Genomic DNA, 20,947 nt, shown 5'->3' with positions numbered 1-20,947 from the left:
AATTACACCCGCTTTACATAATCAACATATGCATCATAATTTCGTTTCAGCTCCACCAGGCAGTCCCCGCCAAACTTTTCTATTATTGACCTGGCAATTTCAAAACTAACCACAGCCTCACCAACTACTACCGCAGCGGGAACAGCACAAACATCAGACCGCTCAATGGAAGCCTCGTAAGGTTCCTTTGTATGCATATCCACACTCCTAAGAGGTTTGTACAATGTCGGTATTGGTTTCATAACAGCCCTCAACACCAGGGGCTCTCCATTTGTAATCCCGCCCTCCAGGCCACCGGCCCGGTTGGTGGTGCGATGAAACCCGTTTGAAGGACTGTAAAACAATTCATCATGTACCTGGGAACCTGGAAGCCTCCCGGCTCCAAACCCGATTCCAAACTCCACACCTTTGATTGCCTGGATGCTCATAACTGCTTGAGCCAGCCTGCCGTCAAGCCTGCGGTCGTACTGTACATGACTGCCCAATCCGGGCGGCAGTCCGGTTACTATTATTTCAAAAATCCCGCCCAGGGAATCACCTTCTTCACGGCAGCGGTCAATTTCCCTTTTCATTTTTTCTTCTGTTCCCGGGTCAGCACATAACAGCTCAGACCCGGCAGCCCTCACAGATATTTCTTCAAGATTACCGGGAAGTTCATTAATTTCTATACCTCCAATAGCTATTACATGACCAAATACCCTGATATCAAACTGTTCCGCCAGGGCCCGTACCGCTGTTCCGGCAGCCACTCTGGCGGCAGTCTCCCTGGCGCTGGCCCTTTCCAAAATGTTGCGGATATCGGAATGACCGTATTTGAGAGCACCGCACAAATCGGCATGCCCCGGCCTGGGCTTTGTTACAACTCGTTCGTCAAGCCTGGCATCAACGCCCGGGGACATCACCTCAGACCAGTTAGCCCAATCCCTGTTCTCTATTATCATAGAAACGGGGCCCCCTGTGGTAAGGCCGCCTCTTACTCCTGCAGTAATGCTCACACTGTCTTTTTCAATTTTCATCCGGCCGCCCCTGCCGTACCCCCCTTGGCGCCTCGCCAGCTGGGTATTTATGTATTCCTCTGTAAGGGGGACCCCTGAAGGAAGGCCTTCAACTATAGTCGTCAAAGCCTTGCCGTGAGATTCCCCGGCTGTCAGGTATCTTAGCAATTCTACCACTCCTGTAAAATTAAATAAAAATAGTAAATAACCTCCTGATATTGCAGTGTTATTTACTATTATGATGTTAATTTGGCCAGTTGTCAATCTAGGTTATTTCAATTCCACCAGGCCGAGATTAGTTGTTTCGACATTTTTTGTCTTACCACTGGTGTCACTAAGAATAATTTGGTACGGCCCGGTATCATTATCCCCATCTTCATCCCAGCAAGTCCCACCAGGGGTAAAAGAGAATTTCAGGTCTGATGAATCTGCTGATGAAATAGTTATCCCCCGGTCCAGCACAACTGTTTCCACAACAGTTCCGTAACTGTGCGGTACAGCCGAAACATCAACCTCACAAATATAATATTCCCCGGATTTGGTCTGATCAATAAATATACCGTAGTATTTTGATTCTTCCTGTGACAAAGTTTTTGTAGTCCTAATATTGGAAATAAGCTCCCTGGTTTGGCCTGTTAAAGCTGCAGAATCCGCCCCGGATTTGATTCCTGAAGTTATTGCTATAACAGCAACAATACCTAGCACTACAATTACCATCAATATTTCTACAAAAGTAAAACCTTTTTCTTCATACGAAACGCATTTCATGACCTCACCCGCTTGTACCATACTTATACCATACTTGTGCTCTACCGTACTATGCTTGTACTCTACAGAAATGGATTGGGTTTTCCTGATGCCGGTGACCTTGGGATAGTTTCACGCTTGTTTAACTCCTGATCACCTGTTTTCACAGAAAACGCACTAACGGAAAAATTACCCTTAACAAGATTGCCGTCCTGTTCAATCGACAATCCGTTTATATGGAGCAGCCTTTGCGGGTTTTCCATTTTGGCCACAAACTGCCTCAACTGTGGATAAGTACCGGTCACTCTAATACTTGTAGGAAGAATGTATGTGCTGGGGACGGCTCCGTTTTCCTGAAAATCCCCTGCCTTGAATTCGTTAAGAATAACACCTGTTGCCACAGTATAAGTATTCAGCATATAGACCATACCGGCAGTTTCCTTGGTAACCGGCAGCTGTGCCCTTAATGCAGTAATCTCATTTTTAAGCTGTACAATATTTTCTTTTCGTTCCGGCAGTTTTTTCTCTGCAGCTTCTAGTACTGCCACATTTTGTTCAAGAGCGGCAAGTTCGGTTTTCCGGGTAACATATTCCTGCCATGCCGGTTGTGCCAGATACAAATACACTACCATTACAAAAGCAATTAAAAACCCGATTAATATGATGTTTTTTTCCCGTCTGCTTAATCCTGAAATCATTGTTTCATTCCCCCTTCCTCCGGGGTAATCAAAAGCTCAAAATTAACGGCACCTGTACGCTCATCCCTTATGGATTGCCTTATAAAGGCATTTTTGAGTATTTCCGAATCCAGCAGGTTCCCCTGGAATTGAGCGATAACCAGATGAGAAGGTGCTGTTCCTTTTATGTTAATTCCCCTCGGATTGGCTGTTAAATTCATTGACCGCAGAACCACCGAAGGCGGCAACAGCTTGGCTGCCTCATCCATACACTTTGTCAGCACAGGCTTGGCAGCAATTATTTTATTGACAGCCCCCTCTGTCTCGGATTTTTCTCCTGATACCCTCTTAAATTCACTAATTACTGCCGATACATGGGCAAGCTTCTCTATCTTATTCCTGTTTTCCTCGATCTTGGCCTCAGTCCTGGCATTCAAGAAAAATATACACCCATAAGCAGCCACAGATAAAACTACCACAACAACTGTTGCTATTATAAGACCTTGACTGGGACGATTGCCAACCTGCCTCTTTGCCTCCGCAGACGGGGACAATAGGTTAATCCGGTTTTGCATTTATTCCACCTCACTTACTGCCAGTCCGACTACAACCGCAAGTGCCGAGCCGGCTTGTTTAATCTCGTTTTCCCTGTGCTGCAGTTTAGGGGAAACAGTCATCCGCTCCACCGGGTTTAATACTAGAACAGACATTTCCAGTTCACTGCTCATCCGTTCGGCGAACCCCTTAAATAGAGCACCTCCCCCGCTGATATATATCCGATCAACATGAAGCTCCCGGTGCCTGGTCATAAAAAATTCCAGCGAACGGCCTACTTCAGTTATCAGCTCAGAAATAACAGGAGCCATTACCTCAGCCTTCTGATATAACAAGACACCCAGTCCTTTTTCATCCACATTTCCACTGAGGTCCACCATTTTCTTGGTGGATTCAGCCTCCTCAAAAGTATTGTTATAATGACTAACAAGTGTATTAGTTATTTTATTGCCGGCAACTGTCAGGCCTCTGGTAAAGCGAAGGACCTTATTATCAAATACAGATATATTTGTGGTCCCTGCACCTATATCTACTATGGCAAAACATCCACTAGCCCTTTCAGGACCTTCGGCAATCTCTACAGTCCTTAACAACGCCAAAGGCTCAACATCAATTATTGCCGGCTCAAAACCGATTGATTTGATAATATTGACATAATTGCTGATAATTTCGTTCCTGGCGGCAACAGCCATGATTTCATTTTTTTTGATCCCATTCTCTGTTATCTCTCTAACATTAATGAAATCAACCACAATTTCCTTGCTGGGTATCGGGAGCTGGGCCTCAACCTCGTGTTTAACTGCTTCAGCCAGCTCCTTTTCCGGCATCATCGGCATGTTAAAATGCCTTATTAGTACACTGTCACCAGATATTGCGGCAGCCACCCTGGGCATTTTTCTTGGAAACAGTTGTTGTACCTGCTGCAACGCCAGTATCAGAGACTGGGAATTGATAATATTTCCGCCCGAAACTGCTCCCTCAGGAGTGGGAATCACTGAAAAATTATCAATTTCATAGCTGTGTCCTGATTTCCTGAGCTCAATCAGTTTGATGGTACATTCACCTATATCGAGTCCTATTATGCCGCCCTTTTTTGAAAAAAGGCCCATTTTCCACACTCCTTTATTAAAACTTTATTATTAAAAACAATAATTATTATCAATTTTCCTTCCAGTCAATTATTCTTAGGCTAAGGTTTTCCAGCCCTCCGGTACCAAATAAATCGAACATTGATGAATCAGCAAGGTTCTGATTATAAACAATTGTCCCTTGTCCTGTTGCAAAAACAGTCTCTCCAACCACAGACCCGCAGATTTCCCCCTTCCCTGTAAGTGTTATCCCACCATCTGGGGCATAGAGGACAACTGTGGAATCATTTTGACCGCTGGCTTGAATAGCTGGATCTGTGTCTGCCAATGAAATAATCATTCCAAGGTCAAGGACTGCATCCGATTGGCCTTCAAGCATAACCGTACCCCTGGAAAGTACAATCCCATCACCGGTTATTTGACTTTGACCGGCAAACAAAACATCTCCATCAACAAGGATAACGCCTGAGATGTTTACCTCTGCAGTACTGTCAATACTAAGGTTACCTGTGATATGCCGCTGGGTAAGGTTTATCCCTACATCACCTGCTGCATAACTTACATCACCTTCAATTGTGAGCGGATAAAAGTCAGGATAACCTTCGGTATCAACCCATTCCTCCGGAATCTCCGGCATAAGCAGAATATCGTCTGAATCCAGTTCATATTCATTACCGGTTACGTTATCAGTTACTCTCATATCCAGGTCCCCAATATAAAAAGCTTCACCATTAACTTCAACAGGATTACCTTCAAAAATAATGTCCTCATTTGACCGGATATCCCCTTCACCTGTTTCCGGGGCAGAATCAGTGTTTGCCTTGCCTTGCATCGTTAGGTCGCCATCAGCAAATATGGCATACTCAAAAACCTCAAAAAATCCTGTATCTAGAGTGTATGCAGCCTCAAAAACAGTGGTAATCCTACGTTTCACCTGAGTTCCCGGCACTTCGGACTCAACCACAGCCTTAAATGTGGTGGGACTCTGCCTGATGACAGAAACTATCCGGTACTCCCCTCCGGCAGCGGTGCCTGAAACCGGTGAACCGAACGAGTATAAGCTGTCTGTCAGGTAATCATAAACAGCTTCATATATGACACCACCGCTCTCCATATTAACATTAAGCGCACTTTCAGCCGTATAAAGTGCCTGCGTGCCGTCTTCCTCAATATATGTCATCCGATTTTTATCATTAGAGACATTAAGCGCCGCGACCCCAAGGATTAACAGCATGGTTACAACCAAAAGCACCAGCACCAGTGCTGACCCATCCGGTTTCTTAATTATCCTAAAAAATTTCCCTAACCATTTTCTCATTACAATTCCCCCCGTCTTACTCAACCCTTGCTGCGGCCTCTGATTCCAAGGCAGCAGTCTTACCGTCATCAAAACGTGCCTTAATATATATCTTCACGGTTTTTGACGAGATTTCCGTAAATATCAGGTCGGTAATGGTAATTTCTTGTGATGTAAGTCCCTGAGAATCGCCCCAGGTACCTGGGAAAGTCTCAATCTCCCGTACGAGGATGCCATCGTCTATTGTGAAGCGGCACAACCTGTCTGAGCCAGAAGAATCCAGGTCCCGATAGTGAAGCTCACCCGGTGATACCACATTTGTGTAGCCACCCTGAGCCTCACGGACAGATTTTGTCATGAAGTTCATTGCTGAATCAAGATTGTCCAGCAGCTCTATCTGCCGCTCCGCAGTCCCAAAAGAACTTATGCCGTGGGACATCAGCATCAGGACCGATAAAGAAAGCATACCCAGGAGTGCAATGGCAACAACCAGTTCCAGCAGGGTGACCCCTTTTTGATTGGTAGTATAATCACTCATACTTTTCTTCTTCATATCATCACCTAATCCGGTGTCCTCTCCATTTGTATTTCCACAAGCCTCTCCTGTCCTCTTGTATCAGGCCAGTATACCTTGACACCGACCTCATAAATATCCGGATAAATGGGGCTTTGCATGATTTCACGGTAAACTTTGTAATTTATGTTATCAAAGGTTATTATCTCACTATATGTCCCGATTGCCACCGTCTGGGCCCTGACGTCTTCCATACCCCGCCTGGCCATTTGGGTTGCCGCGGTCTTCCGCAGTGAATCCACATTTGAAGTCATGCTGAACTGAAACAAAGCCAGTATAGTAATCATAGAAATTGCCAAAAGGGCAAGGGCAACTACCACCTCAAGCAGGGATGAGCCTTTATTATCAAATATGGTTTTAATTCCACCTTTTTCACTTCTCTTAACCATATTCACCATTCCATTTCCATTAATGCCTGACAATTATTAAATCAGGATTAATACATCCATAAATTAAGATATAACTGAAATAATTCGTTCCCAAAGAAATATACAACGAAGGCACCGGCTGATAAAAACGGCCCGAATGGGATCCCGGTTTTTCTAAGAGGCATTTTTTTTATGATACAAATTATTATCCCAAAAATACTGCCCATTACGGATGCCAGAAAAACAGTAGCCAGGATGCCCTGCCACCCCAAAAACGCACCAAGGGCAGCAGCATACTTAATATCTCCTCCACCCATTCCACCACGGGAGATAACGGCAGCCACAAGTAAAAGCAAGCCTCCGGCAAGGAGTCCCCCCAGGCTGAACCGCCATCCGTGGCAGCCTCCTGCTGTCAGGATAAACCCTGATACAGCTCCAAAAATGTTAAGCTTATTGGGAATAATACGGTGTTCCATATCAATCACGGCAGCAATAAAAATAATTGTTATAAAAACCGCAGCAAATAGGAAATCCCAGGTTGAACCATATATTAAAAACAGAATATAATACAATATCCCGAAAAACAGTTCGGTAACCGGATAACGTATTGAAATAGTATGATTGCAGTAAGCACATTTACCCTTAAGAAATATGTAACTGAGTACAGGCACCAAGTGCCGCCGCCTGATACGCGTCCCGCATACGGTACAGTGGGACGGCGGCCAGGCAACAGATTCTCCCTTAGGAATGCGGTAGATAACGACATTTATAAAACTGCCCAATATGAGGCCAAGTAAAAATACAATAATATTCATTAACTCCCCCGGATTCCTGCGGCAAATTTAAAAAGGTATGTCCGGGCAAAACCGGCAGGTTTTGCCCGGAGTGATGAAAAAATTATACGCTTAACAAATTGCTCCTATTAATGTGCATGTGCAGCCCTATTAACATTTCCAGTAGCATCAATAGTATAGAGGTCACCAAAAGGACACACCGGTGTCTGATTTAGGTAATCAGGTTCCAAATCGCCTAAAGCTGGGTATGCATCATTATCAAAATAATATCTCTGGGCTGCACTTTCAATCATGTTCATATTAGTTTCACAAGTGCTCTTCTTAGCTTCGTCTGAACTGGTGGCAATTTTAGGTATAAGAATAGCGGCTAATATTCCCAGAATTACTATTACCACCAAGAGCTCGATAAGTGTAAAACCACTCTCATCTCTGGTTCCTTTAAGTTTCCTGTTTATCCACATCATAATTCCTTTATTCAACTATTTCACCCCCCTTCCAGGATGTACATATAATTAAATTCTTTTTAGAAATTTGAATCTTGGGTTCTTATATTTAACCTATCCGCCTATATGGCTGTAAACCTCAAAAATTGGCAGCATAATGCTCAGCATAATTCCACCGATGACAACACCGAGAATCAAAATCAAAAACGGTTCAATCAATGAAGTCATGTTTTCCGTCATGTATTTGACTTCCTTATCATAAAAATCGGCAATTTTAAGCAGCATATCTTCCAGTGTGCCTGTTTCTTCACCGACAGCTATCATGTTTACCATCATGGGTGTAAACACCTTGGACCTTTCCAGGTGTTTTGCCATGGCATCACCATCGCGGACACCGTTGCAGACCTCACCCAGTTCCCCGGCCACAATCGCGTTCCCGGCAATGCCCTGGGTTATTTCGAGGGCCTGTATGATGGGCACACCGCTTGCCAGAAGGGTCCCCAGGGACCGGCTCGATTTCGCTAAAGAATTTTTCAACATCAGTTCCCCAAACACCGGCACCTTAAGGACAAACTTATCAAACATTGCTTTTCCCTCAGGTGTCCTGTAATACCTTAAACCTGCAATTACAATCAATATGGTGACTACAGCCAGGAGAATAAAATGCGACCTCAGGAAACCGCTGACACCCAAAATGATTCTGGTGGGCAGGGGCAGCTGAATTTTCATTGTATCAAATAATGACATGAAATTAGGGATAATAAATGTAAGCATCAGAATAACCACAAGAAAAGCAAAGGTTAGGACTATCAACGGGTAGCGCAGTGCCCCTTTTACTTTTTCCCGCACCTCATGTTCGTTTTCAAAAGTTGCCGTCAGACGGTCCATGACATTGTCCAGGAAGCCTCCGGCTTCACCGGCTCGCGCCATGGCGGTGACAAATGTCGGGAAAACATCCCGGTGTTTTCCCATTGCCTGAGAAAGGGAAGTACCGCTTTCAACATCTCTCCTGATATCTTCAAGGGATTCCTGTAGCTTCTTTTTTTCCGTCTGTTCAACAAGTATATTCAGGCATTTTAATAAAGGGAGTCCTGAGTTAATCATTGTGGCAAATTGCCTGAAGAAAACCGCCAGGTCCTTAGGGGTTACCGCACTCCACTTGGCAAACACCTCTCCAATCGACGGTGATTCCAGCTTTGGCTCGACCTTAGTTATAAAATAACCTGTCTGCCGTAACCGGTCAACCACCAGCTCCTTAGATTCGGCCTCTATTTCCCCGGCATGTGTTTTTCCCAGCCCGTCCCTTACCTTGTATACATATACAGGTGCCATTTGTTATTCACCACCTAAAATTTCTTCACCAATCTGGCAAAGTTTTCTTGATCCAGTGTGTGTTTACGGGCTTCATCATAACTGATAATCCCTTTCATATACAAATCCTGGAGTGAATTATCCATTGTCTGCATACCCAGCTTCAGACTTGATTGGATAATTGTAGGCAACTGGTGTGTCTTGCCTTCCCTGATCAGATTGCGGACAGCAGTGGTGGCCACAAGCACCTCAACCGCCGCTGCCCGTCCTTTGCCATCAGCCCTTGGCAGCAAGGTCTGGGCAATTATACCTTCCAGTATTAATGCCAACTGGACCCTAACCTGGTTTTGCTGGTGCGGTGGGAATACATCTATAATCCGGTCAACTGTCTGCACCGCATTGCTGGTGTGCAGGGTTGCCAAAACAAGGTGGCCTGTTTCCGCAGCCGTAATCGCGGTTGATATAGTTTCCAGGTCCCTCATCTCACCTACCAGTATCACATCAGGGTCTTGCCTCAGCGCAGACCGCAGGCCTGATGCAAATGTTTCCGTATCAATACTGACTTCTCTCTGATTTACAATACAGTTCCGGTGGGTATGTAAAAACTCAATCGGGTCCTCAAGTGTAATAATATGACCCTTTTCCTCTTTATTAATAAGGTCAATCATAGCTGCCAAGGTCGTAGATTTACCGCTTCCGGTAGGCCCGGTTACGAGCACCAGTCCATTGGGCTTCCTGGCTAATGACTTGACCACTTCAGGCAGTCCGAGTTCCTCAGGAGTAAGTATTGTTGGAGGTACAATCCTAATAGAGATGGCAACAGAACCCCGTTGTTTAAAAATATTGACCCGGAAACGGCCAAAACCAAAAATGGCATACGAAAAGTCAACTTCCCCCCGCTGTTCAAAAACTTCTTTTTGTTTTTCTCCCATAATTTGTTCGGCAAGCTCAGATACTTCTTCCCTGCTTATTTTTTCACCTGATATAAAATTAGTGCTTCCGTTTATTCTCAGTACAGGCGAAGCATTGGTAGTAATATGAAGGTCTGAAGCCCCCATCTCAACTGCGTTTTTCAACAAGTCATCAATACGCATTTACCCACCTCTTAAACTGCCGGCAGATTTCATACATTAAAATCCCCGGCTGATTGTAGCTATCATTCAGTATCTTCATCTGCAACAAAGACAGCCCGCATTACCTCTTCAAGACTGGTCAGACCCAAGACGACTTTCCTCAAGCCATCCTGCCTTAATGTCATCATTCCCTCTTCAACCGCCACTGTTTCAATCTGGTCTGCAGAAGCTTTGTTAGTAACCAGGTCTTTTACCCCTGAACTCATAAAAAGGACTTCCTGAAGTGCCAGCCTGCCCCGGAACCCTGTGTTGCTGCAGACAGGACATCCTTTAGGCTGGAACAAAATAAGTTGTTCACCGGGTTTCGCCCTGATTCCCAGTTTTTGCGCAACCATTTCTGAAGGTTCATATGGTTCTTTACATTCCGGGCAAAGACGGCGCACCAGCCGCTGGGCAACTATCCCAACAACCGATGAGGCCACCAGGAACGGTTCAATCCCCATCTCCATCAGCCTGGCAAGTGTAGCGGAAGCGGTATTGGTATGCAATGTAGATAGTACCAGGTGTCCGGTCATAGCCGATTGGATAGCAATCTTGGCCGTTTCAGCATCTCTGATCTCACCAACCATAATGATATCCGGGTCCTGGCGCAGCACGGAGCGCAGCCCGCCTGCAAAGGTAAGTCCGGCCTTTATATTGAGCTGTACCTGGTTAATGCCGTCAAGTGTGTACTCAACCGGGTCTTCCAGGGTAATAATGTTCTTTTCAGGTGTATTGATATCACTTAAGACAGAATACAGTGTGGTGGTTTTCCCGCTCCCGGTGGGTCCTGTAACCAAAATTATTCCATAAGGGTGAGTGATTACAGTACGGAACTTTTTCAGTATCTCCGGAAGCATCCCCAGTTCCTGCAGGTGCATCAGGCCTCTGGACTTATCCAGAATCCTCAGGACCACCTTTTCCCCAAATATCGTCGGCAGGGTAGATACCCTAAAATCAATGTCTTTGTTATCAATCTTCATCTGTATCCGGCCATCCTGGGGCACTCTGCGTTCGGCTATATCCAAATCAGCCATGATTTTCAGCCTGGATATAATAGGGGCCTGCATTCTCTTAGGAAAACGAGTTACCTCGCTCATTACGCCATCTATCCTGTAACGAACAAGAAGGTCTTTCTCCCTGGGTTCAACATGGACATCACTGGCCCGGCTGCCAACTGCCTGAGTAATCAGGGAATTGACCAGCTTGACCATAGGCGCATCCTCAACTATTTCCCTTAACTGTTCCAGACCGCCTTCATTAAAGTCTAGCCCCAGGTCTTCCGGGAGACCTTCTACCATTTTAATAATAGTATCTTTACCATAATAGGAGGCAATAGCATTATCTATTTCATTCTCTGATGCTATAGCAAGTTCTACGTCACATCCGGTCGTAATCCGCACATCATCAACTGCCAACACATTAAGCGGGTCAGCCATTGCAAGAATAAGCTTGTCCCCTTCTTTTTCAACCGGAATCACCTTATACTTCTGAGCAATATGCTCAGGTATCGCTTTTACCACTTCAGGGTCAAGGTTCCGCCTGCTGATATTGATTACGGGTATGCCCAGTTTTGCTTCAAGCACCTTCAGAACAGTCTCTTCATCGACAAAACCCATATTGACAAGAATCTTGCCTAAGCGCTCATTTGTTTCCTTCTGCTTCTCCAGAGCATCCTGAAGTTGAGCTTCTGTCAACAGGTTATCTTCACGAAGTATTTCTCCGAGCCGTTTCCTGATAGGTAAAAACACAAACCTGCCTCCTGTCATAATTAATTTTTCATGTTTTTCGAAAATGCCAAATATATACAATACAATGTCGTACTATGTGAATAATATTCTACTTGTTTTTTGCAAATCCTGCAATAATTTTGTCATTAAGTTCAAAAAAATGTCAAATACGGCATTTTCCCGGGCAAAAAAAAAGAAGCCCTTAAGCATCCTCCCGTTCCGAAATCTTTTTTACTTGCATTTTATCTTTCAGTAAGTCTAAGAAGCCTTTGTTTTTTGCTTCGAGAGCCTGTTCCTCCGCTCTTGTTATTTCTTCCCGCAATTTTCTTACCTGCTCGGCCAGTTTCTCGTTTTCCTTTCGGCAGGCTTGCAATTCCCGCATTATTGCAGAAAACATAAAAAATATTGTTGTCTTGAAATTACTTTCAATGCCAAGACCGCCCGCAAGTGTGCGTTCCATTTCCATTTTTCTCTGGGCTCCTTTAATAGTGTACTGCTCAGTATAGAGGAGTTCTTTAATCTGGCCGAATACTTCCAGGTTTTTTGAAGAAAACCTTTTATGCTGACCTTTTTTACTGTTGACGTTCAAGAATTGAATAAATTCTTTTTCCCAAAACCTGACGGTGCTTGCCTCCACCTGAAGTATTGTGGCTACCTGCTGCAAGGTTAAATTCCGGTCAGAAGGTTCAGCCATTTTTCAATCCCCCTTTACTGCTTTCAAAAGCACTTTTCTCATTGTCTCCACAGGGGCCTCACTGCCTGTCCAGAGTTCGAAGGCAATTACCCCCTGATAAAGCAGCATTCCTATCCCGTTCATTACAGGAAGCCCTTGTTCTTTAGCCTTCTTTAAAAACATTGTTTCCCCAGGATTATATATCAGGTCACATACCAAAACCCCTTCCGGTATTTCGGCAAAACTTATCGGCGGCATATCATTTGTGTTTGGATGCATTCCCAATGGTGTTGTATTAATTACAATATCTGAATTTACCGCTGCCATGGATATGGCTGTTTCATCCCAGCAAGCTTCAGCAACCAAAGTCGCGGTTGCAGAGGTGATAGCCTTTTTAATAGGAATTATCTCCTTTGGAAACGGTGAACTTAAGGTTATCTTTCCGACCCCCTCCAAGGCCAGTTGTATGGCAACTGCCCTAGCCGCTCCCCCGGCGCCGATTATGGTAACCTGCTTTCCCGCCGGCTCAACCGCTGCTTCTTTTCTAAGTGCAGCCACAAAGCCCGGGGCATCGGTATTATGTCCAATAAGCTTTCCATCCCTAACCACTATGGTATTAACAGCACCAATTAATTTCGCTTCAGGGGCCAGGTCATCCAAAAACTCCATAATTGCTGCTTTATGGGGTATTGTTACATTAACCCCGGCCAGGTTCAAGCCTCTTATCCCAGCTGCGGCTTGGGAAAGCTCCTCAGGTTTTACACAGAACGGTACATAAACATAATCAAGGTTGTTCCGGCCAAAAGCTGCATTATGCATGGCAGGTGAAAATGAATGTTCTACCGGATAACCAATTAGACCCGTAACTTTTGTCTTTCCACTGATACTTTTCATCTCACACCCCACTAATTTTATACTTGTGATTCTCCGCCACTGTAAATCATAAAACCAAAACGTTTCCTTTCAAAAAGAAAAGGTGATCCAAAGGATCACTGAGGAGAAAAAACTAATGATTAGAAGCCTTGTCCTTAGGTATATTATACTACAAACCAGTGTCGTAACAACTCGAAATGTGACCCCGAAAAATTATTTTTAGTTTTTGGCCAAATTCCTAAGCACTATTTTTTCAGCAATCCTGACAATCCTTGTGCCAATAAATTCGGTTTTAGATATAGGTTCTACCAGAACTGTATAGAATCCCATCCTGTTGCCGCCATACACATCTGTGAAAATCTGGTCACCTATAACAGCAGTTTCATCTTTTTGGGTTCCTAGGATATTCATTGCCATTAAAAAAGGCTTCCGCATCGGCTTTCTTGCCCTGGCCACTCCGGGAATCCCCAAAGGGCCCAAGATAGCTGCCACCCGGCTGTTCAATGCATTGGATACCACACATAATTTTATGCCGGCTGCAATATAATCCTGCAGGAGTCCGCAAATTTCGGGTTCTATTGTCCCGCTTTTCCAGGAGAGCAGGGTATTGTCCAGATCGATAATAAGTCCTTTAATGCCTCTTTCCGTAAAAAATCCAGGCTCCATATCTGTTAATGAAATAATATATGCATCAGGATGAAACATCGAAAACAAAAGCTCTCCCCCTTAAATCTTTACAGGAATATTGTACCACATTTACTGCAATTCATCCAGGGAAGCAAAAGAATAACCGGCTTTGAACAGGTCTTTTAATATCCTGTCAAGTGCATCCCTGTTAGACTCTGATACAGCATGCAGCAAGATTATAGCCCCATTGTGCACATTGTCCATTACGCTTTGATAAGTTTTTTCTTCTCCAAGTTGATTGTTTATATCCCAGTCCCTCAAAGCCAAACTCCAGAATATAGTCTGATATCCTAAACGGTAACCGGTATTTAATGTCCTGGAATTGAACTCTCCTTTAGGGGGCCTGAGATACTGCATAGTTTCTCCAGTTAGCGCTTTAAACTTATTACTCACTGCTTCTAATTCTTCTTTAATTTCTTCATTGGAGAGAGCTGGCATACTCGGATGATTTTCAGTATGGTTTCCAACTATATGTCCCTCAGCAACCATTCTCTTTACCAGTTCAGGTTGTTTGTCAATATATTTCCCTGTTATAAAAAAAGCCGCCTTTACATCATTATCTTTTAAAATATCAAGTATGTCGGCAGTATACCCGTTTTCATAGCCCTCATCAAATGTCAGGTAAATCTTTTTTTGTGACGGGTCGCCTACATAACAGCCCCTATTTTCAAGTTTGGTAATAAAATTGGGGTCCGTTTCAGGCTGACGATTGTCCAGGTTTCTTTTATACCACCAAGCATAAGTCTTGCCAAGTGGTTCGTCATCATCAATTATCACATCAGGCAAACTTCCGGTTTCATTATTGCCCGCATCTGATATTCCCTCATCATTGCCCGCATCTGATATTCCCTGATTATTGTCCGTATTTGATATTCCCTGATTATTGCCCGATTGTTCGAATTCCTCAACTTTCTCACTGCTCCCGTCATCTGTCCCTGATTGTTCCGGAATCTCCTGAACGAAATTAAGACCTTTAGCAATACCAGAAACCTGAAAATTAGAACAAAACACAAAAGAGACAAAAATCACAGGTACTAATACCGCTAAGATGACACTAAATACCTTTTTATGCAACTTCTCCATCTCCTCTGGCAAACAGCAGTTTTACTCATAATTCGACAAACCGGCGATGTTCCCTCCTTCTTATCACAGTATAAAAACTGCCGCTTTTTGCCACGGAAAAAAGGCAGGTCAAACCTGCCTCAACCAGCCCTTTCAGATAACATTATCAATACATGGCAGTATAATACTAAATGTTGATCCACTGCCCGCTATTGCATTAACATCAATTCTTCCGCCATGCTGCTTGATAATCTGGAGACATACACTTAATCCCAGCCCTGTTCCGGCATCTTTAGTTGTATAAAAAGGTGTGCCTATCTTCGAGATTTCTTCAGCACTCATTCCCTTGCCATTATCACTTAGAACCATAGCCATTTCACCATTTTTTTTATTATATTTAGTGCTTAAAATAAGCATGGGTCGAATCGTATTTGCCATTGCATCAATAGCATTTTTTACCATATTCATGATAACCTGTTTTAATTGGTCCTCATCTGCTAAAACAGTCCTCTCTTCCTTAGCAATATCCATTTTTAACGTTACATTCTTTATGAACAATTGGCTTTCGATAATAAGGGATAAAGAAGTAATTAAATTATTTATAGATATCGGTTTCAGCGCCGGGGCTCGCGGCCTGGCAAAACTAAGAAAATCGCTGACTACCTGGTTGACGCCATTAGCTTCAGTTTCGATTATATTTACATAACTTCTCAATCGTTCATCAGTTGTCTGTGATTTTAGGATTTGGCTGAACCTCTTAATTGCAGTTAGGGGGTTTTTAATTTCATGTACTATACCGGCAGCCATCTGCCCAAGCACTGCCAGTTTCTCCTGCTGCTGCAGCCTCAGCTGCTCAGCCTTTAACCTGGTTACATCAATCCCTAAAGCTATATACCCGACTAAAACTCTTTCAACATTATAAACAGGTGCTAAATCAAACATAACTTCTTTGCTTTCGCCTGAGGAAGTAATCAAAATCGCCTCATACATTTTATTAAGCTTATCTTCAGTTCCTGCTTCAGTCAGTACTTCTCTCCAAGTGCATTGCATTAAAGCAGTAAACCGCTCCAATGTCATCCCCCAAACATCTTCTTCAGACAAATCAATCATTTGTAAAAATGCTTTGTTGCACTGGACAATATATTTGTTCTTGTCAAGAAGCAAAAACAAATTTTTCATAGAGTTTAAAACGGTCTGGGTTTGCAAATGCAGATTTTCCAATTCCTGTTCTTTTTTGGCATCGATTATTAGCTGTATATATCCTTCTTCCCCAAGAGCCCATTGATAAACCCTTAAGTTGATATCTGCTCCCTGCCTGTTTTTCACCTTAACCATTTTGTGGTTTAAGTTGTCCGATTTATTTGTTACATAAAACTGCCTTGCAAACAATTCCTTTAATTCATCTGACTCTCTAACTTCATTACAATTATATCCAAAAATTTCCTCAGCTTTGATATTGGCAAAAGCAAGGCTATAGTCCGCATCAAAAACCATCAGTCCAAGCGGAAGGCCGTTTATGATTTTTGACATGTGAACATTTACTGATTCAATCTTTATATATGGATGAGTTAAAACGTTTTCTACAATACCCTTAAACAAATAATACATATAAGCAATTTTAGTAACATGTCCAAACACAAGAAAAAACGTAATTTCATCCCCATATATTGCAAGTGATAGATCAGAAGTAATGACAACAATCAAGGCAAGACAAATATACTTATATGTAAGGCTATCCTTACCAAAAGGTCTGTTTTTAATTAAAACCAGGGTCAGCAGTGAACCAATAATAAATATACAGTAAAGAGCCGACTTTGCAAAAGCAGATGCCGGCGATACTGAAGGAAAATGAAACATAGCATATGATAACAAAAATGAAGTCAGCAATGCCATAGCGATCCCCAGCCACTTATTTAATTTGCATTTCAAGGGTGCCACCATAACTGCAATAATAATAATCTGCACTGTCCTTGACACAGCCAAATACCTTATTCCCATGTCTGCAAAATTTTCCGGCTGTATCCCCAGTCCCAAAAAATAGATAATCTGCAGTATTTCCAATACTGTGACTATCAGAAAACCCAATCCCATAATATTTACCGACGGTGAATTTTTCTCGTAGGTGTACCATACAACCCAAAAAACGGCTGTTGTAATAAACAGATATGTTAATTCAACAGCAGTTTGGCACAATCCAGGATTCACCTGCCAAAATCCCGATAAAAGCACCATAGTAACTATCAGTGAAACACATAATGTGAATCCAATTCTAAGTAACAGTTCCGTAAATCCAATGTCATAATTTTCATTTGTTGGAGCAGAAGTAATAAACATCCTGTCGAAACCCGCCTTTTAATCAGAAAAACATGATTGGAGTAATATTATACCATTGAAATAACTGTAAATCGTTAATTTTTTGTCGATAACCAACCATTATTCCGTGTTGAAACTTGTCATATTAATACATACGAAGGGCTAGCTACCGCACCTGTTAAACAATCTGTCTTAAATTAGAAAGAGTGGCTCTGATTTACTCAGATGCCACTCTTTGTTAGGCTTGTTGACGCCTGTACACATTTCTCACCCATGACCCCGAATCCCAGGCCTGGGGAGAAGCAATCTTTTTAAACTGATGATACTTGCTGCCACGTGAAATAAGTGTTTCATTTGTCACAGTACTATTAAAAACTGGTTTCAGCTTGCTTATTACCTCTTCATAATTAAAAAACCTGCAGGAAAAAAGGTCTAGATATGCCAGTCCCGTTTGCTCAAAATAATGAAGACTGATATGGCTCTCGGCAATCATAGTCATGATTGAGATGACAGGTTCATTCTGTACCATGTTTTTGGTTACATAAGGACGCATAATAGGAGTCATACCGATTTCGAAAGGCAAGGTATCAAAGACACCAAACAAATCATCCAAGGTTTTGGGGCCATTATAGTTCTTAAAATCAAGAAAAAGATGAGGACCAAAATCCATTTCCTCGTTAATTTCAATGTTCTTGGGATAACTGTCATTCCGCTCTCTCTCCAGGAGGTATGATGCCGTTTTCTCCGCTGGAAAAGTCTCCTTGATTATTTGCTCCAGTTTCACAGCATCAAACGGTTCAACAGAAACCAAGTCAATATAATAAGCCTCCCTGAATGAAAATGTATGAATGGTGAAATGCCCCCCTGCCAGAAACACAAATGCACTTATACCACAGTCTTCCGGAACGACACCATTATAATAAGGTAAAATGAACGGAGGCATAACCGTCTTTAACCCTAATTTCAAGGGCAGCTCTTCCAGGAATTCATGAACCAGGGTAATGTCATCCAAACGGGAACGATATCCGTTAAAAGCATCCATCACAAAATGGTTCATTTCTCATCACCTATCCTTTATCAACAAAATTCTGCCGCAAAAAACCCCGTGAGGTTAATAGTAAAGTTATCCTCCGGGGCATTTGTCCCTCGTTAGACATGAGACAATATCATATCATATCAAATTATATTATCTTTGTTGGTTTTGTCAACACTTTTTGCAACATATTTAATTCTTCTAATACAATATACCAAGAAAATAAATATACTGGAGGAATAATCAAACATGAAAAGGCTTGACCCCGCCAAGCTATTTGTTGAATTTAGGCCAGGAGTTACTAAAGAGGAACCGATTTTCCCAAGACATTATACATTAACCCATTCTGATGTAACCGCAGAACTGTTTTTAACAATAGGACTGCAATATGCTTATGAAAAAATTGGCCCTATGAGGGATGAGGTTTTGGCAGAATGGCGACTTAGTGATGGCAGATATTATATGTATGTATATTTGTATGTTGATGGGCAATTTGATCCGATTATCTCTGCAACTCGTTACTCGATATTTAAAAGAGAATTGCCTCTGGCTCTTGAAGCCATTCGTTACGGAGACCGCGCTTTTTTTGAAGCACATCCTGAATTAGATAACGCTGCAATCTGGGTTTACTTTGACTCAACTATACCCCTCTTTAACAGGTCCGAATTCTGGGGCTTCCCAGCCAACTATAAATAACAGTTACTTATCATTTTCACATCTTAAAGGTTTCTTCAATTAATGTAATATTATTATTTTCAAACTTGTACCCCTTAATATTTACATTCTTATTGGAAACTTCTATTTCAAGGGGCAAGTTGCCAAACGGCAGGGACTTAATTTTTTTGCCATCATCCTTTAGGCTGCATACATCGATTGACGATTCATCAATGTTTTGGATAAAAAGATAATTTTGAGCCCTCTTTCGTATCAAAAACTTTAATTACAGGCTTTCCGTTTAGGTTGTAGTCATAATATAATAAACCATTATTTCCCCAAGCCAGGAAATTTGCTTTATCGTATTGAACTTCCGGATACTTAAAAGTATCAACCAAGGTAATTTTTTCATTTGTTAAATCTTTTGTATATATACAGATTTCTTCACTTCCATCTGTTTTCATACCTATAAATGCAATGATGCTGCCAGCTACATCATAATCACAAACACCAATACCCATGTCATCTGTCAAGGATTCAATTTTATTATTCCTTAATAGCTGCTGCTTCCCTAAAACTATATCTCCATTGGCTAATTCACAATAAATGGGTCTGTTTTCCATCCATGGTTTGTAATAGAAAGTCCCAATTAAATCATTTTCGTTTTTGACCTGAAAAATCAGGCTCCCATCATCAGCTATTTCATTTGAATATGTAATTTCTAATTTATCATTTTTTATAGGCTTATTTATTGTTATACTTGTATATCCAATTCCAACAAATGCAATTATGGCAAATAATATTCCCAATACTATCATTTTTCTTTTCATTCAAAACACTCCTCATTTTTGGGTGCTGTAGGAACCGCAGCTGGAGTACATTTTTCTCCCTCTTATTCAACCGCAATACTTTTTCCAGGAGTCTCCGTGTTCAAAGTTACTTTCAACAAGGTCAGTTACAACCTCAGGATCAGTGCCCAGCACGTCTATTAAGCTAATCTCATTGCCTTCCGTAGGTTATCTTTGTTTGAGGGCATTATATCCCCTCCCATGAGCATTTCACCCAATCATCCATATACTACGCCGCTATGAGTTTACATCTATGTCCTAACTTTTCACCCATCCAGATCCTCCACATCCTGAACAAGCATATGCTCCACTTCGGCCAGTTCCTTTACACTGTCCACTAAGACCTCCTATTCTTTATCTATCACAGAATTTCCCTCGATAAAACCTATTAGGAAGATGCTACGAAATACCAATGGTCCGTAAATTTCATGATTTGTTTATAATCGCCTTGAAAATCATCATTGGAAGGGCTCTCTCCGTCAGAACGATATATAAACCCGGAGAAGTTATCTAAAATCCCGCGAAATGTGAAGAAGAAAACCTTTGTGACATGGCCCTGTTTCTCAACTAATATTTCGCCTCCACCTTTTGACAAAGAAGCATGATTAGGTGGCAGTTTTATTAGTCTGTTATTGTAATCAACGTTCGGCTGTAATTCACCCGCTTCTATCATTTTCACGACTTCTTCCCGATACTTTATATTCATCCAAAAATCTACTTTTATTATTATGGATGTCCAAGGCACAACTATAACAACTAAAACTGTTAACAGCTGAAAAACCAATGGATAAGCAGCTTTTATTCCTGTTGTCTTTAAATTTTTTACCAGATAGCGAATTGATAAAAACAACACAACCACAAAAAAGAGGTAAATTTGTATTTCAATATACAGTTCAATAATTATCGTAACCAAATCTACTAAGGTCCAACGAAAGATTTGCAATAATATTAATATGAGACAACTAATCAATGACAACCAAATGATTACTGGCTGTTTTCTTATTTTTTGGCTTAATTGCATTGGTCACCTCCATATAAGTCTTTAATAATGCTTCGACAAGGAGTCGTTAATAGGTAATGTAATGGTAAACAATATTTGTTTTATATCAATTT

The 20,947-nt window shown here is 42.1% G+C and carries 22 protein-coding genes; 1 reads left to right on the top strand and 21 read right to left on the bottom strand.

Annotated features, from left to right (window positions below; all coding sequences use genetic code 11):
- Positions 1-2: 2 nt before the first annotated feature.
- The 19 genes from aroC to ABFY19_RS05850 form a co-directional block, all read right to left on the bottom strand.
- A complete protein-coding gene (gene aroC / locus ABFY19_RS05940; protein WP_418792545.1) occupies positions 3-1,163 on the bottom strand; it encodes a chorismate synthase in 1,161 nt (386 codons plus the stop codon).
- Positions 1,164-1,265: 102 nt separating this feature from the next.
- Complete coding sequence (locus ABFY19_RS05935) at positions 1,266-1,763, bottom strand: pilus assembly FimT family protein (protein ID WP_418792331.1); 498 nt, start codon at positions 1,761-1,763, stop codon at positions 1,266-1,268.
- 62 nt (positions 1,764-1,825) lie between these two features.
- The gene (locus ABFY19_RS05930; protein WP_418792330.1) at positions 1,826-2,440 is read right to left on the bottom strand and encodes a type 4a pilus biogenesis protein PilO; all 615 of its coding nucleotides are present in this window, start codon (positions 2,438-2,440) and stop codon (positions 1,826-1,828) included.
- Positions 2,437-2,994: a PilN domain-containing protein gene (locus ABFY19_RS05925; RefSeq protein ID WP_418792329.1), complete on the bottom strand. Its 558-nt coding sequence runs from the start codon at positions 2,992-2,994 to the stop codon at positions 2,437-2,439. Before ABFY19_RS05925 ends, ABFY19_RS05930 begins: the two co-directional genes overlap by 4 nt.
- A complete protein-coding gene (pilM, locus tag ABFY19_RS05920) occupies positions 2,995-4,083 on the bottom strand; it encodes a type IV pilus assembly protein PilM (RefSeq protein ID WP_418792328.1) in 1,089 nt (362 codons plus the stop codon). It lies immediately after the preceding gene.
- 49 nt (positions 4,084-4,132) lie between these two features.
- Positions 4,133-5,380: a DUF7305 domain-containing protein gene (locus tag ABFY19_RS05915; RefSeq protein WP_418792327.1), complete on the bottom strand. Its 1,248-nt coding sequence runs from the start codon at positions 5,378-5,380 to the stop codon at positions 4,133-4,135.
- 16 nt (positions 5,381-5,396) lie between these two features.
- On the bottom strand, positions 5,397-5,912 hold the full coding sequence (locus ABFY19_RS05910; RefSeq protein WP_418792326.1) for a PulJ/GspJ family protein: 516 nt from the start codon (positions 5,910-5,912) through the stop codon (positions 5,397-5,399).
- Positions 5,913-5,920: 8 nt separating this feature from the next.
- On the bottom strand, positions 5,921-6,322 hold the full coding sequence (locus ABFY19_RS05905; protein WP_418792325.1) for a type IV pilus modification PilV family protein: 402 nt from the start codon (positions 6,320-6,322) through the stop codon (positions 5,921-5,923).
- Positions 6,323-6,369: 47 nt separating this feature from the next.
- Complete coding sequence (locus tag ABFY19_RS05900) at positions 6,370-7,116, bottom strand: prepilin peptidase (RefSeq protein WP_418792324.1); 747 nt, start codon at positions 7,114-7,116, stop codon at positions 6,370-6,372.
- A gap of 107 nt (positions 7,117-7,223) precedes the next feature.
- Positions 7,224-7,574, bottom strand: coding sequence for a competence type IV pilus major pilin ComGC (locus ABFY19_RS05895; RefSeq protein ID WP_418792323.1), 351 nt, complete (start codon positions 7,572-7,574; stop codon positions 7,224-7,226).
- Between the two features lie 78 nt (positions 7,575-7,652).
- Positions 7,653-8,870, bottom strand: a complete 1,218-nt coding sequence (locus ABFY19_RS05890) for a type II secretion system F family protein (protein WP_418792322.1) — start codon at positions 8,868-8,870, stop codon at positions 7,653-7,655.
- Between the two features lie 14 nt (positions 8,871-8,884).
- A complete protein-coding gene (locus ABFY19_RS05885; RefSeq protein WP_418792321.1) occupies positions 8,885-9,943 on the bottom strand; it encodes a type IV pilus twitching motility protein PilT in 1,059 nt (352 codons plus the stop codon).
- Between the two features lie 62 nt (positions 9,944-10,005).
- On the bottom strand, positions 10,006-11,712 hold the full coding sequence (gene gspE / locus ABFY19_RS05880; RefSeq protein ID WP_418792320.1) for a type II secretion system ATPase GspE: 1,707 nt from the start codon (positions 11,710-11,712) through the stop codon (positions 10,006-10,008).
- Between the two features lie 181 nt (positions 11,713-11,893).
- Positions 11,894-12,385: a MerR family transcriptional regulator gene (locus ABFY19_RS05875; RefSeq protein ID WP_418792319.1), complete on the bottom strand. Its 492-nt coding sequence runs from the start codon at positions 12,383-12,385 to the stop codon at positions 11,894-11,896.
- Positions 12,386-12,388: 3 nt separating this feature from the next.
- Positions 12,389-13,258 (bottom strand): shikimate dehydrogenase, encoded by an 870-nt coding sequence (locus tag ABFY19_RS05870; RefSeq protein ID WP_418792318.1) that lies wholly within the window; start codon positions 13,256-13,258, stop codon positions 12,389-12,391.
- Positions 13,259-13,456: 198 nt separating this feature from the next.
- Positions 13,457-13,942, bottom strand: a complete 486-nt coding sequence (locus ABFY19_RS05865; RefSeq protein WP_418792544.1) for a YqeG family HAD IIIA-type phosphatase — start codon at positions 13,940-13,942, stop codon at positions 13,457-13,459.
- Between the two features lie 51 nt (positions 13,943-13,993).
- Positions 13,994-14,998, bottom strand: coding sequence for a delta-lactam-biosynthetic de-N-acetylase (pdaA, locus tag ABFY19_RS05860; protein ID WP_418792317.1), 1,005 nt, complete (start codon positions 14,996-14,998; stop codon positions 13,994-13,996).
- A 141-nt stretch (positions 14,999-15,139) separates the two neighbouring features.
- A complete protein-coding gene (locus ABFY19_RS05855) occupies positions 15,140-17,320 on the bottom strand; it encodes an ATP-binding protein (protein ID WP_418792316.1) in 2,181 nt (726 codons plus the stop codon).
- A 217-nt stretch (positions 17,321-17,537) separates the two neighbouring features.
- Complete coding sequence (locus ABFY19_RS05850) at positions 17,538-18,356, bottom strand: S-adenosylmethionine decarboxylase (RefSeq protein WP_418792315.1); 819 nt, start codon at positions 18,354-18,356, stop codon at positions 17,538-17,540.
- 225 nt (positions 18,357-18,581) lie between these two features.
- Between ABFY19_RS05850 and ABFY19_RS05845 the strand changes: the two genes are divergently transcribed.
- Positions 18,582-19,028, top strand: coding sequence for a staygreen family protein (locus ABFY19_RS05845; RefSeq protein ID WP_418792313.1), 447 nt, complete (start codon positions 18,582-18,584; stop codon positions 19,026-19,028).
- Between the two features lie 188 nt (positions 19,029-19,216).
- Here the strand turns inward: ABFY19_RS05845 and ABFY19_RS05840 are convergent, their stop codons facing one another.
- Positions 19,217-19,816 (bottom strand): hypothetical protein, encoded by a 600-nt coding sequence (locus tag ABFY19_RS05840; RefSeq protein ID WP_418792312.1) that lies wholly within the window; start codon positions 19,814-19,816, stop codon positions 19,217-19,219.
- A 406-nt stretch (positions 19,817-20,222) separates the two neighbouring features.
- Entirely contained in the window at positions 20,223-20,855 is a 633-nt protein-coding gene (locus tag ABFY19_RS05835; protein WP_418792311.1) for a hypothetical protein, read from the bottom strand.
- Positions 20,856-20,947: the final 92 nt, after the last annotated feature.

Source organism: Phosphitispora sp. TUW77 (assembly GCF_048453025.1).
Classification (GTDB): Bacteria; Bacillota; Thermincolia; order Thermincolales; family UBA2595; genus Phosphitispora.
This window is presented reverse-complemented; position numbering and strand designations above follow the sequence as displayed.